Here is a 12,243-nt window from a genome sequence, read left to right on the forward strand (position 1 = left end):
GTTCACTTCATGTTCACGAGCCCAGTCAATCCGAAAGACAAAGTGAAGTCAATAGAGAACACTTGGCCTTTCAACCTTTATTTTCGGGCCTTTTATGGGGGCGAGAGTGCCATGAGAGCCTTGCACACCGTGTAAATGCTGAGGATCGGACGACCGGCGTTTAGAATTTTTTACATGAGAGTTGTTAATTAAAATCAACAAGGCTAAGCTCCGGAAAAGCTCGTTCAAGTGTGAAACTTCGAGGTGATAAAAATGGCATTCAAGCCATTGATCGGCGTTACAGCGTGCGTCAAACAGATTGGCCTGCACCCCTACCACATCAGCGGCGACAAGTACTTGCGTGCTGTCAGCGTCGCGGCTCTGGGGCTGCCCGTCGTTATTCCTTCCTTAGGCGAATTGACCGAAATCGAGGACCTGCTTGCGCAGCTCGACGGTCTGCTGCTGACCGGCTCACCCTCGAATGTGGAACCCTTCCACTATCAAGGCCCCGCCAGCGCACCCGGCACGGATCACGATCCGGCCGGGATGCCACGACCCTTCCTTTATTGCGTGCAGCGATTGCCGCCGGCGTGCCGGTACTGGGCATCTGCCGCGGCTTTCAGGAAATGAACGTGGCGTTCGGCGGCAGCCTGCATCAGAAGGTCCACGAATTGCCCGGCATGCTCGATCATCGTGAGGCGGACAGTCCGCAGTTGGCGGTGCAGTACGCACCGGCTCATGCGGTCACTGTGCAACCGGGCGGTGTGTTCGAAGCGCTGGATTTGCCCAAGGTGTTCCAGGTGAACTCGATTCACAGCCAGGGCATCGACCGACTCGCTCCCGGCCTGCGCGCCGAAGCTGTCGCGCCGGACGGTTTGATCGAAGCGATCTCGGTGGACCACAGCCCGACCTTCGCCGTCGGTGTGCAATGGCACCCGGAATGGCAGGTGCTTTCGAATCCTCCCTATTTGAGTATTTTCCAGGCGTTTGGCGACGCGTGCCGGCAACGGGCGGCGCGGCGCAATTCGCGCTGACGTAAAACACCCATTGATCCATTTACTGCCCCCGTGGGCCAGGCGGGCGTGCATTTGCGCGCCCGTCCCTCACGACAACAACACACCGCGATAACAACAAGTACTACCAGGCAGCCAGGACGGCGGCGCCGAATAAGCCCGAACAGTGCGCGCCATCAAGTCATGCGCAACATCCTGTAGGAGCTGGCGAAGCCTGCGATCTTTTGATCTTAAAGAGCAAAGTCAAAAGATCGCAGCCTTCGGCAGCTCCTACAGGGATCGCGTTCCGATTGATTGGCAGCGCAAGGCTCAGGCTTGCAATCAACTATTAAGTCAGGCCGCGTTGGCCCGACGACTGAAACCTGTTGGGAGTTTCACATGGCAAATGCCTCCAGCACTTACAGGAAGGCTCTTGAAGGTCACCAGGCACCGAAAAAGGTCCTGGTGAAAATCGATCGCGTGACCAAGAAGTTCGACGAAACCACCGCCGTGGACGATGTGTCCCTGGAAATTTACCAAGGCGAAATCTTCGCCCTGCTCGGTGGTTCCGGCTCGGGTAAATCGACCCTGCTGCGCATGCTCGCCGGCTTCGAGCGCCCGACCGAAGGGCGGATTTTGCTCGACGGTGTCGACATCACCGACATGCCGCCCTACGAGCGGCCGATCAACATGATGTTCCAGTCCTACGCGCTGTTCCCGCACATGACCGTGGCGCAGAACATCGCCTTCGGCCTGAAGCAGGATCGTTTGACCGCCAGCGAAATCGACGCCCGCGTTGAAGAGATGCTGCGCCTGGTGCACATGACCCAATACGCCAAACGCAAACCCCATCAGCTGTCCGGCGGCCAGCGTCAGCGCGTCGCCCTTGCCCGCTCCCTGGCCAAGCGTCCGAAGCTGTTGTTGCTCGATGAGCCAATGGGCGCGCTGGATAAAAAACTGCGCTCGCAAATGCAACTGGAACTGGTGCAAATCATCGAGCGGGTCGGCGTGACCTGCGTGATGGTGACCCACGACCAGGAAGAAGCCATGACCATGGCTGAACGCATCGCCATCATGCACCTGGGCTGGATCGCCCAGATCGGCAGCCCGGTGGACATCTACGAAGCGCCGGTCAGTCGCATGGTCTGCGAATTCATCGGCAACGTGAACGCCTTCGACGGCACCGTCGTCGACGATCAGGAGGGTCACGCGCTTATCCACAGCCCGGACCTGGAACAGAAGATCTACGTCGGTCACGGCGTCAGCACCTCGGTGCAGGACAAATCGGTCACCTACGCCATCCGCCCGGAAAAAATGCTGGTCAGTACCCTCAAGCCCGAGCAGCGCTACAACTGGTCCCAAGGCAAAGTGCATGATATCGCCTACCTCGGCGGCCACTCGGTGTTCTACGTCGAATTGCCTGGCGGCAAGATCGTCCAGTCGTTCATGGCCAACGCCGAACGCCGGGGCGCACGTCCGACCTGGGACGACCTGGTTTACGTGTGGTGGGAAGACGACAGCGGCGTGGTACTGCGCTCATGAAAACCTTCAATCAGCAATTCCTGAGGCTGGTCCCCAGCGGGCGCAAAATGGTGATCGGTATTCCGTTCATCTGGCTGTTCCTGTTTTTCATGTTGCCGTTCTTCCTGGTCATGAAGATCAGCTTCTCGGAAGCGGCGCTGGCGATTCCGCCGTACACCGAGATCTACAACTTCGTCGACCAGAAACTGCAAGTGCTGCTGAACCTGGGCAACTACGCGCTGCTGACCCAGGATGAGTTGTACATCTCGGCGTACCTGGGCTCGTTGAAGGTCGCGTTTTTCAGCACGGTAATGTGCCTGGTGATCGGTTTCCCGATGGCCTACGCGATTACCAAAGCAAGCAAGGAAGCGCAAAACGTCCTGATGCTGCTGATCATGATGCCGACCTGGACCGCGATCCTGATCCGCGTTTATGCGTGGATGGGCATCCTCAGCAACAACGGTTTGCTCAACGCATTCTTGATGTGGACCGGGCTGACATCGGCGCCGATCGAGGTTCTCAACACCAACACCGCCGTTTATATCGGCGTGGTGTATGCGTACCTGCCGTTCATGATCCTGCCGCTGTACGCCAACCTGGTGAAGCACGATCAAAGCCTGTTGGAAGCCGCGTCGGACCTGGGTTCGAGCAACTTCAACAACTTCTGGAAAATCACCGTGCCGCTGGCCAAGAACGGCATCATCGCCGGTTGCATGCTGGTGTTCATTCCGGTGGTCGGTGAGTTCGTGATTCCGGAACTGCTGGGCGGCCCGGAAACCCTGATGATCGGCCGTGTGCTGTGGCAAGAGTTCTTCAACAACCGCGACTGGCCGGTGGCCTCTGCCCTGGCAGTGGTGATGCTGTTGATCCTGATTGTGCCGATTCTGCTGTTTAACCGCAGCCAGGCCAAAGAGATGGAGGCACGGGGATGAAACGCTTCGGATTTTCAAAGTTCATGCTGATTTTCGGCCTGTCGTTTATCTACCTGCCGATGCTGATTCTGGTGATCTACTCGTTCAACGCCTCGAAACTGGTGACGGTGTGGGGCGGCTGGTCGGTGAAGTGGTACGTCGGCTTGCTCGACAACACCCAACTGATGGGCTCGGTGATGCGCTCGCTGGAAATCGCCTGCTACACCGCGATTGCAGCGGTGGCGTTGGGGACGTTGGCGGCGTTTGTGCTGACGCGCGTGACGCGCTTCAAGGGTCGCACGCTGTTCGGTGGCCTGGTGACGGCGCCATTGGTGATGCCGGAAGTGATCACGGGGCTGTCGTTGTTGCTGCTGTTCGTGGCGATGGCGCAACTGCTCGGCTGGCCGAAGGAACGTGGCCTGGTGACGATCTGGATCGCTCACACCACATTCTGTGCGGCGTATGTGGCAGTGGTGGTGTCGGCGCGCTTACGTGAGCTGGACCTGTCCATTGAAGAAGCCGCCATGGACCTCGGTGCGCGGCCGTTGAAGGTGTTCTTCCTGATCACCATTCCGATGATCGCGCCCTCATTGGCGGCCGGCGGCATGATGTCGTTTGCCTTGTCGCTCGATGACCTGGTGTTGGCGAGCTTCGTATCCGGGCCTGGTTCCACCACCCTGCCGATGGAAGTGTTCTCGGCGGTGCGCCTGGGTGTGAAACCTGAGATCAACGCCGTGGCCAGCCTGATTTTGCTGGCGGTGTCGATTGTCACGTTTATGGTCTGGTACTTCAGCCGCCGGGCCGAAGCCACCCGTAAACGGGCGATCCAGGAGGCGATGGACCAGACGGCCAGCGAGTCCTGGCAGCAACCTGAAAAACGACTGGCTGGAGCCACCACGTAATGTAGGAGCTGCCGCAGGCTGCGATCTTTTGATCTTGATTCTAAAAATCAAAAGATCGCAGCCTCGTTTTACTCGACAGCTCCTACAGGGAAATTGGCCTCCTCCTTCGCCAAACGGTTTTATGTTGATTGCAATTTTGCTTTGCGTACCTGAATAAAAAGAAATGGAGTTGTACCGATGAAAATGTTTGGCAGGACTCTGCTGACTCTGTCCTTACTCGGCGCCATGGCTACGGTTGCCCAGGCCGACGACAAGGTTCTGCGCGTTTACAACTGGTCGGATTACATCGCCCCGGACACCGTCAAGAAGTTCGAGGACGAAACCGGCATCCGCGTGACCTACGATGTATTCGACAGTAACGAAACCCTTGAGGCCCGCTTGCTCGCCGGTAAATCCGGCTACGACATCGTGGTGCCGTCCAACAGTTTCCTGGCCAAGCAGATCAAGGCTGGCGTCTACCAGGCGCTGGACAAATCGAAGCTGCCAAACTGGAAAAACCTTAACCCGGTGCTGCTGAAAAACGCCTCGGCCAGCGACCCGGATAACGCTCACGCCTTCCCGTACATGTGGGGCTCGATCGGCATCGGTTTCAACCCGGCCAAGGTCAAGCAAGTGCTCGGGGCCAACGCGCCGACCAACTCCTGGGACTTGCTGTTCAAACCGCAAAACGCTGAAAAACTGAAAGCCTGCGGCATCAGCTTCCTGGATTCGCCGACCGAAATGCTCCCGGCCGCCCTGCACTATCTGGGCTACCCGGTGAATTCCCAGGACAAGGGCCAGATTGCTGAAGCTGAAGCATTGTTCATGAAAATCCGGCCGTCGGTGGCGTACTTCCATTCATCCAAGTACATCTCCGACCTGGCCAACGGCAACATCTGCGTGGCCGTCGGTTACTCCGGCGACGTGCTGCAGGCCAAGGCTCGCGCCAAAGAGGCCGGCGACACGGTGAAGATCGACTACAGCATCCCGAAAGAAGGCGCCGGCAGCTTCTACGACATGGTCGCCATCCCACGGGACGCGGCGAACGTCGAGAACGCTTACCTGTTCATGAACTTCCTGATGCGCCCGGACATCATCGCCGAGATCACCAACAACATCGGCTACAGCAACGCCAACGCGGCGGCGACGCCGTTGGTGGATGAAGCGATCCGTAACGACCCGGCTCGTACCCGCCGCAAGAAGTGATGGCGACGTTGTATGCCATCCCGGACATGCCAATCGGCATTCAGCGGGTCATGACCCGGGGTGGACGCGGGTAAAACTCGGCAAATAACCCGCATTCCCCTGTAGGAGCAAAGCTTGCTCGCGATGGCGGCGGCACATCAAGCATCCATGTGACTGACCCACCGCTTTCGCGAGCAAGCTTTGCTCCTACAGGGGTGATGTATCCACCACTGATCAAATGTGGGAGCGGGCTTGCTCGCGAAGACGGCGGCACATCAAACATCCATGTGACTGACCCACCGCTTTCGCGAGCAAGCTTTGCTCCTACAGGGGTGATGTATCCACCACCGATCAAATGTGGGAGCGGGCTTGCTCGCGAAGACGGCGGCACATCAAACATCCATGTGACTGACCCACCGCTTTCGCGAGCAAGCTTTGCTCCTACAGGGGTGATGTATCCACCACCGATCAAATGTGGGAGCGGGCTTGCTCGCGAAGACGGCGGCACATCAAACATCCATGTGACTGACCCACCGCTTTCGCGAGCAAGCTTTGCTCCTACAGGGGTGATGTATCCACCACCGATCAAATGTGGGAGCGGGCTTGCTCGCGAAGACGGCGGCACATCAAACATCCATGTGACTGACCCACCGCTTTCGCGAGCAAGCTTTGCTCCTACAGGGGTGATGTATCCACCACCGATCAAATGTGGGAGCGGGCTTGCTCGCGAAGACGGCGGCACATCAAGCATCCATGTGACTGACCCACCGCTTTCGCGAGCAAGCTTTGCTCCTACAGGGGTGATGTATCCACTACCGATCAAATGTGGGAGCGGGCTTGCTCGCGAAGACGGCGGCACATCAAACATCAATGTGACTGACCCACCGCTTTCGCGAGCAAGCTTTGCTCCTACAGGGGTGATGTATCCACCACTGATCAAATGTGGGAGCGGGCTTGCTCGCGAAGACGGCGGCACATCAAGCATCCATGTGACTGACCCACCGCTTTCGCGAGCAAGCCCGCTCCCACAATGGTCTGTGGTGGAACGCAGATAGGTGAGCGACGTAAATCCCCTGTGGGAGCGAGCCTGCTCGCGATGAGGCCATCACATTCAACATAGATATCCGCTTTCCCTCTTCCGTTCATGCAGCGCCTTACCACCGCTGCACTTCCTGCGAACGGCCTCACCTGGCTTCCTCGGTCAAGGTGAATTTCAGGCGCCCTCGGGCGCCTTTTTTGTGGCTGCGATTCAGGGCACCAGCGGCCATTCGGCCAGTGCCCGGTAGTGGCCCTTGTGGGATTCGAACAACGTGAATTGATCGGCCTGCAAGACAAACTCGGGAGGCTCTGTCGTTTCAGGCACCGGCAATCGGTAGTCACGCATCAACGTCAGGTGGGGTCGAAACGCCTTCGGCGAATCCTCGAATCCAAATGGCAACATCGCCTGCTCCAACGCATAAACCAAACGCAACAACTGCGGCGGTGCCTGCTCGGGTACGAGTACCAAAACCCCATGCTTGCGCCAGACATCCAGTCGTTCAAGCATCACTCGCAACGCTGTGCCCGGCACCCGGACTTTCGCCGCCGCCGTACAGATGTCAGCAATCTGCACCACCCCCACAGCCCCCAGGAACATCAGGGTCAGGTGAAAGTTTTCCGCCGGGACCGGGCGGCCACTGCGCAGTTGCAGCGCACTGCGCCACCGGGCAAGCGCCCGGCGCTGTTCAGGTGCACAGCTCAGGGCAAAAAACAGCCGCTTGACCGGTTCATGGGATTCGTCGCTCACGCCTGGCACCTCCTGACATGCACGTTATAGTTGAACCCACCGAATCAACGGGAGGGCGCCATGCGAGCGATTATCAGCAAAGAGCCATGGTGGGCGATGCCACCGAAACCCGGTCAGGCCGAGTCCGAGCTGGAATGGGGCTGGCTGGTTCACTATAGCGAAGGTGAGCCGCGTTTCGAGTTCATCAAGGAGCGGCCGACGGACAGTGAAATCCATAACCGCAAAAGTTGCAGGATCACCCCGTCGTCGGAGTGACCCTGGGGGCGTTTGTCAGGCCTGGACGAGGACTTTGAAACCGCCAAAGACCATGCGCTGACCATCGAACGGCATCGGATTGACATCCTGCTGCATGCGCGGGTCGACCATGACTTTCTGCATCCCGGCATCGCGGGTGGCCTTGTCGGGCCAGACGATCCAGGAAAAGATCACGGTTTCGTCTTCCTTGAGTTTCACCGCCATCGGAAACGAGGTCACTTTGCCGTCCGGCACGTCATCGCCCCAGCATTCGGTGATGCTCAGGGCGCCGGCCTCCTTGAAGATCCCGGCGGCAATTTCTGCGTGCTGCTTGAATTTTTCGCGGTTGGCGGTGGGGACTGCGGCGATTAGGCCATCGATATAAGACATAGTCGTTCTCCTGCATGGGTTAATGGCCAATACCCGTTGTGACACTGCTCCCTCGCCACAGGGACGCTGTACATTCCTGGTCGCTTGATGGCATTGGTCAGGGGTCGATCTGTTGAGTAGTCGATCCGGTCGGGCTCCAATCGACAGTGCCCTCCCCGAGCCGACCGACGGTTCAGCGCTGCTTCCCAGGCTGCCCTCAACCTGCTTGGCCATGTACAGCGTTCCGGCCATGACGCCGCTGGTCGGGTTCTGCAGCAATTTCGTCCAGGCCTTGTCGAACGTGTTGCCCAGGCTGCTGCGGATCAGCGCCTCGCTGTCCGGCCGGTCGCTGGCCTGAATGATCGCCCGGATCCCCGCCACCCCCACGGTAATCAAGCCCCCGGCCAGTTTGCCGGCGGCTGCAGCCACCGCACTGGCCGCGCCGCGCGGGGCCATTTCGGCCTCCATCCGTTGGCTGGCCCGTTTGGCCACCGGCGCCATGCCGGCATCCGGCGAGGCGATACTTTTGTCACCGCCGGCCTTGTGGATCGTGTCGATCAACGCCGCATAGGCCGGCAACGTGTTCAACGGTTCGGTACTGACAACTTGATACAGCGAGGCATCCCGGGCCGGCGGCGGCCCGAGGGCGATGGCGGGGACTTTCTGGATCCGGCCGTTGAGCTGGGCGATGGGCACGCCATGGCGCTGGGCGATGACTTGCATCTGCTGGCCAAGGGTCTGCACGTAAAACACTGTGGCTTGGGCGAGGATAGCGTCGGGATCAATTTCCACCGCCACCGGCGCCAGCACCTGCTTCTGATACTGCTCCAGCAAATAGGCAGCCAGGCGCTTGGTCGAGGCATCCTGCTCGCCGCCTGCACTCAAGGTGTACAAACTGACTTTCATCGACAGCCATTCCTGGGTCCAGTAACTGCTGAACCACGGGATGAACTTCTCCTCGGTCTGTTCGTAAACCGGGTGCGCCAGTGCTCCATCGAGCCACGCGCGAACAGTCGGGCCTGTTCGGTGGCCTGTTGCGAGGCGCTGACAATCTCCCGGTCCACCTGTTGCCAGGTGCTGGGTGAGACGAATACCGCCGGTTCCAGCACCGGGGCACGCGCAGACGTGGCGCACCCCGCCAACACCAGCATCACGGCAACGATCAGCGAACACAGGTTCAAGATCGCGATATCCTACAGTCGCCCCCGAACGAAATGCCCGGTGCTCATAAAGCTATTGAGTTGAGTATAGGTCGCGGGTTTTGGCCGTTCGTCCGGAGAATGCTGGCGCCCTTGAAGCCGCCTTCGCGGGCGAGCCTCGCTCCTACGGGTCCGATGCAATCCCTGCTCGCGATGAGGCCCGCAAAAACGATGAAAAAAGCTTCACCATCATTCCTGTCGATATGCACCATCGTAATGAAAGCCTTCCGCAAAAAACCGTCCGGCGCAGGATCAGTCCCCTACCCAACGCAAACCCTGTACCAGAGGGGCAAACCATGTTGATCCATCTGCTGACCTGCCTGGCCCTGACCACTGTCACGCTGACGTTGTTTTCCCGTTTTTTTCTGGACATCGACCCATCCGAGGAGCACCCATCATGATCCACATCGTCACCCTGGCCGTGAGTTTCCCGGTGTTCGGCAGCAACTACTATTCGCAACAGGCCGTCTCGCGCAAAGAAATCGCGTTGGTGTTCGACAAGCAGTTCGAAGCCTTGCTGATGCCGGCAGCCGCCAACCACTTCAGTAACGAAGTGGTCGGGCTTAACGATCAGTTCCGGTTTTTGAATGATGTACTGGTCGAGCATTTGCTCGACACCGAAATGGCCCAGCGCCCATCACGCCAGTTCACCTTCTGACAGGGGAGCATTCCCCTGCTGACAGAATTGTAATGCCCCCATCACCTCCCCGTTATCTGCAGATTGCAACGATGTCACTCGGAGCTCTTGCGCAGGGGCCAACCCCTTGCGCCAAGAAAAATAAAACCAAGCCGAAGAACGTTCCAGTTCTGCCGAACCCAAGGAGTGATTGATGGTTAACCCTTCAAAGTATTCGATGGCCGCTTTAGCGATGGTTGTCAGTTCCGGGCCGTCCCTGGTCGCGGCCGAGGAAAAGTCCGGGGGCTTTGTTGAAGACAGCAGCCTGACCGTGCTCAACCGTAACTACTACTTCAATCGTGATCACCGCAATGGTCAGTCGAGCCCCACGGGCAATGGCTATTCCGAGGCCTGGGCCCACGCGATTATCAGCAAGTTCGAATCCGGATTTACCCAGGGCACGGTCGGTGTCGGCGTTGATGCATTTGCGATGATCGGACTGAAGCTTGATACCGGCGATGGTCGCAACGGTGGCCATAGTTCGTTCGACGTATTGCCCGTCAACAACGACGGCGAGGCGCGCGATGAATACACCAAGGTCGGTGGCGCGGCCAAAGTCCGGGCCTTTGATACCGTGGTGAAAGTCGGCGACGTATTCCCTTCCACCCCGGTGGTGGCTGCCGGTGATTCCAGGCTTCTGCCGGAAAGTTTCCGGGGCGTTACCGCGACCAATACCAGCCTTGAAGGCCTGACACTTCAGGGCGGTCGGCTTCACGCCATGAGCCAGCCGGTCTCCAGCAACATGCGCGACAACTTCGCGACGTTCTACGCCGGCCCGGTCAACTCACCGTGGGCTGGCTACTTCGGCGGTGACTACGCGCTGAATAAAAATGTCAGCGTCAGTCTTTATTCCAGCCGTCTCAAAGACGCCTGGAATCAATACTACGCGGGCACCGCGTTGAATCACCCGCTGTCGGATGAGCTCTCGGTATTTGCTGGCCTGAACTATTACAAAGCCGTCGACGAGGGTAAGCAACTGCTGGGCAAGTTCGACAACAACATCTGGAGCGGCCGCATCGGCGTGAAGTACGGCGCCCACTCGCTGGCACTGTCCCACCAACGCAATAACGGCAACGACGACTTCGATTACCTGCGCCAGTCGGACTCGATCTTTCTCGACAGCTCGATCCAGTACAGCGACTTCAACTCGCCAAAGGAACGCTCCTGGATGGTCCGCTACGACCTCGACATGAGCCCGTATGGCGTGCCTGGCTTGTCGTTCATGAGCCGTTACGGCCGCGGCTCCGGTGCCGACTATTCCAACGCGAACGCCGTGTACATGCGCCGCGATGCCGAGGGCAACCCGCTGACCGACCAGAAACGCTGGGAGCGCGATATCGAGGTGAAATACGTGGTTCAGACCGGCACGCTGAAAGACCTGTCCTTGCGCCTGCGCCAAGCCAATACCCGGGCAACGGCGTTCGAGTCGGACCTGGATGAAGTGCGCGTGATTGTCGAATACCCGCTGGCGATTCTGTAAGGCCCCGCTGCTCGGTTGAATCTGCACATTCACCTTTAGAAGCTCCTTGCTCCTTTGGAAGAGGTGAATTTTTTGGCGTCCTTCGGGGCGCCTTTTTTATGCCTGTGATGGTGATATCGCGAGGCACATACAAAACCTGTGGGAGCGGGCTTGCTCGCGAAGGCGTTGTGTCAGTCAACATTTATATCGACTGGTAGACCGCCTTCGCGAGCAAGCCCGCTCCCACAGGGAAGTGTGTTTAATGCACTAGCTGCGCTGTTGCCGACACTCCCCCGCCACCGTGTACTTGACCGTATTGAGCTGCCCTTGGGAGTCTTCATAGGTCATGGCCGCCGGCACCACAGCGCAACGCTTTTCCGGGCGCACGACGCTCACGACTTTAACCACGTCCATCTTCATCCCGTATTCATACTCCTTGACCACCGGAGCACGCTTGCCCTGGCTCACGGCGTACTGCTCCATGGCCTGCGTATTGGCGCTCATCATCTTCTCGAAGGCCCGGTCACCGCCCCCTTCCGCCCATACACTTGAAGCCATCGCCAACACCGCCACACCACTCATTACATTAATTAACTTCATATCCAACACCTCGCCAAGTAATCAATAAAATGGTATCAACTCGACGCTATCAACGGCGTTGCACCCACATTACAAAAACGATATAAACCGCCCATAAAAAAAGCCCGCCACCGAAGTTCGATGACGGGCTTGTTCATGTGCAGCACGATTACATTTGTTTGGTTTTATCATCCTTTGCAGCATTCAATACTACCGGATCACCCTTCGCTTCCTTGGCCGCAAATGCCTGCACCGCCTGGTCATTAGACGTCATCATCCGGTCGAACGTCCTGTCGCCACCGCCCTCAGCCATTGCAAAGGACGAAAGAATCAAAGCACCTGAAAACGCACAGACTTGAGCAAGTTTCATTTGTGACACCTCATTAATAATTGACGCTGTCAGGGTATCAATTGGAACCTGTCACGACGGTGGCACCGACATTACATATTCGTTATGTTTGCTTACCGACAA

11 protein-coding genes and 3 pseudogenes are annotated in these 12,243 nt (G+C 58.2%); 9 read left to right on the plus strand and 5 right to left on the minus strand.

Translation table 11 applies throughout. The features are described 5' to 3' along the window. Nucleotides 1-252: 252 nt before the first annotated feature. From JFV26_RS01305 to JFV26_RS01325, 5 genes and pseudogenes are all read left to right on the plus strand, one after another. Nucleotides 253-1,013 (plus strand): annotated as a pseudogene (locus JFV26_RS01305) (gamma-glutamyl-gamma-aminobutyrate hydrolase family protein). Between the two features lie 357 nt (nt 1,014-1,370). Next, nucleotides 1,371-2,513 (plus strand): polyamine ABC transporter ATP-binding protein, encoded by a 1,143-nt coding sequence (gene potA, locus JFV26_RS01310; protein ID WP_201189045.1) that lies wholly within the window; start codon nt 1,371-1,373, stop codon nt 2,511-2,513. After that, nucleotides 2,510-3,424 carry an ABC transporter permease subunit gene (locus JFV26_RS01315; protein ID WP_201189046.1) on the plus strand — a complete coding sequence of 305 codons (915 nt, stop codon included), beginning with the start codon at nt 2,510-2,512 and terminating at the stop codon, nt 3,422-3,424. The genes potA and JFV26_RS01315 overlap by 4 nt, the downstream gene beginning before the upstream one ends. After that, on the plus strand, nt 3,421-4,305 hold the full coding sequence (locus tag JFV26_RS01320) for an ABC transporter permease subunit (RefSeq protein WP_201189048.1): 885 nt from the start codon (nt 3,421-3,423) through the stop codon (nt 4,303-4,305). Before JFV26_RS01315 ends, JFV26_RS01320 begins: the two co-directional genes overlap by 4 nt. 177 nt (nt 4,306-4,482) lie before the next feature. Continuing rightward, nucleotides 4,483-5,578: pseudogene (locus JFV26_RS01325) on the plus strand (polyamine ABC transporter substrate-binding protein). Nucleotides 5,579-6,718: 1,140 nt separating this feature from the next. Here the strand turns inward: JFV26_RS01325 and thpR are convergent. Then, entirely contained in the window at nt 6,719-7,255 is a 537-nt protein-coding gene (thpR, locus tag JFV26_RS01330) for an RNA 2',3'-cyclic phosphodiesterase (RefSeq protein WP_201189050.1), read from the minus strand. Between the two features lie 60 nt (nt 7,256-7,315). On the opposite strand from thpR, the gene JFV26_RS01335 reads away from it, so the two are divergent. Next, nucleotides 7,316-7,510: a hypothetical protein gene (locus JFV26_RS01335; protein WP_201189052.1), complete on the plus strand. Its 195-nt coding sequence runs from the start codon at nt 7,316-7,318 to the stop codon at nt 7,508-7,510. A 15-nt stretch (nt 7,511-7,525) separates the two neighbouring features. Here JFV26_RS01335 and JFV26_RS01340 read toward each other — a convergent pair whose 3' ends face one another. Continuing rightward, entirely contained in the window at nt 7,526-7,879 is a 354-nt protein-coding gene (locus tag JFV26_RS01340; RefSeq protein ID WP_201189054.1) for a DUF1428 domain-containing protein, read from the minus strand. 97 nt (nt 7,880-7,976) lie between these two features. Next, nucleotides 7,977-9,039: pseudogene (locus JFV26_RS01345) on the minus strand (hypothetical protein). Nucleotides 9,040-9,119: 80 nt separating this feature from the next. Between JFV26_RS01345 and JFV26_RS01350 the strand changes: the two are divergent. The 3 genes from JFV26_RS01350 to JFV26_RS01360 all read left to right on the plus strand — a co-directional run bounded on the left by JFV26_RS01350 (nt 9,120) and on the right by JFV26_RS01360 (nt 11,213). Beyond that, nucleotides 9,120-9,458 (plus strand): hypothetical protein, encoded by a 339-nt coding sequence (locus JFV26_RS01350; protein WP_201189100.1) that lies wholly within the window; start codon nt 9,120-9,122, stop codon nt 9,456-9,458. Beyond that, nucleotides 9,455-9,715, plus strand: coding sequence for a hypothetical protein (locus JFV26_RS01355; protein ID WP_201189056.1), 261 nt, complete (start codon nt 9,455-9,457; stop codon nt 9,713-9,715). The genes JFV26_RS01350 and JFV26_RS01355 overlap by 4 nt, the downstream gene beginning before the upstream one ends. A gap of 172 nt (nt 9,716-9,887) precedes the next feature. Further along, entirely contained in the window at nt 9,888-11,213 is a 1,326-nt protein-coding gene (locus JFV26_RS01360; RefSeq protein ID WP_201189058.1) for an OprD family porin, read from the plus strand. 246 nt (nt 11,214-11,459) lie between these two features. On the opposite strand, the gene JFV26_RS01365 is transcribed toward JFV26_RS01360, so the two are convergent. Together JFV26_RS01365 and JFV26_RS01370 are read right to left on the minus strand one after the other, a co-directional pair. Further along, on the minus strand, nt 11,460-11,792 hold the full coding sequence (locus tag JFV26_RS01365) for a DUF2790 domain-containing protein (protein ID WP_201189060.1): 333 nt from the start codon (nt 11,790-11,792) through the stop codon (nt 11,460-11,462). Nucleotides 11,793-11,940: 148 nt separating this feature from the next. Then, nucleotides 11,941-12,141: a co-regulatory protein PtrA N-terminal domain-containing protein gene (locus JFV26_RS01370; protein WP_201189062.1), complete on the minus strand. Its 201-nt coding sequence runs from the start codon at nt 12,139-12,141 to the stop codon at nt 11,941-11,943. Nucleotides 12,142-12,243 lie beyond the last annotated feature (102 nt).

Source organism: Pseudomonas sp. TH31 (assembly GCF_016650815.1).
Lineage (GTDB): Bacteria > Pseudomonadota > Gammaproteobacteria > Pseudomonadales > Pseudomonadaceae > Aquipseudomonas.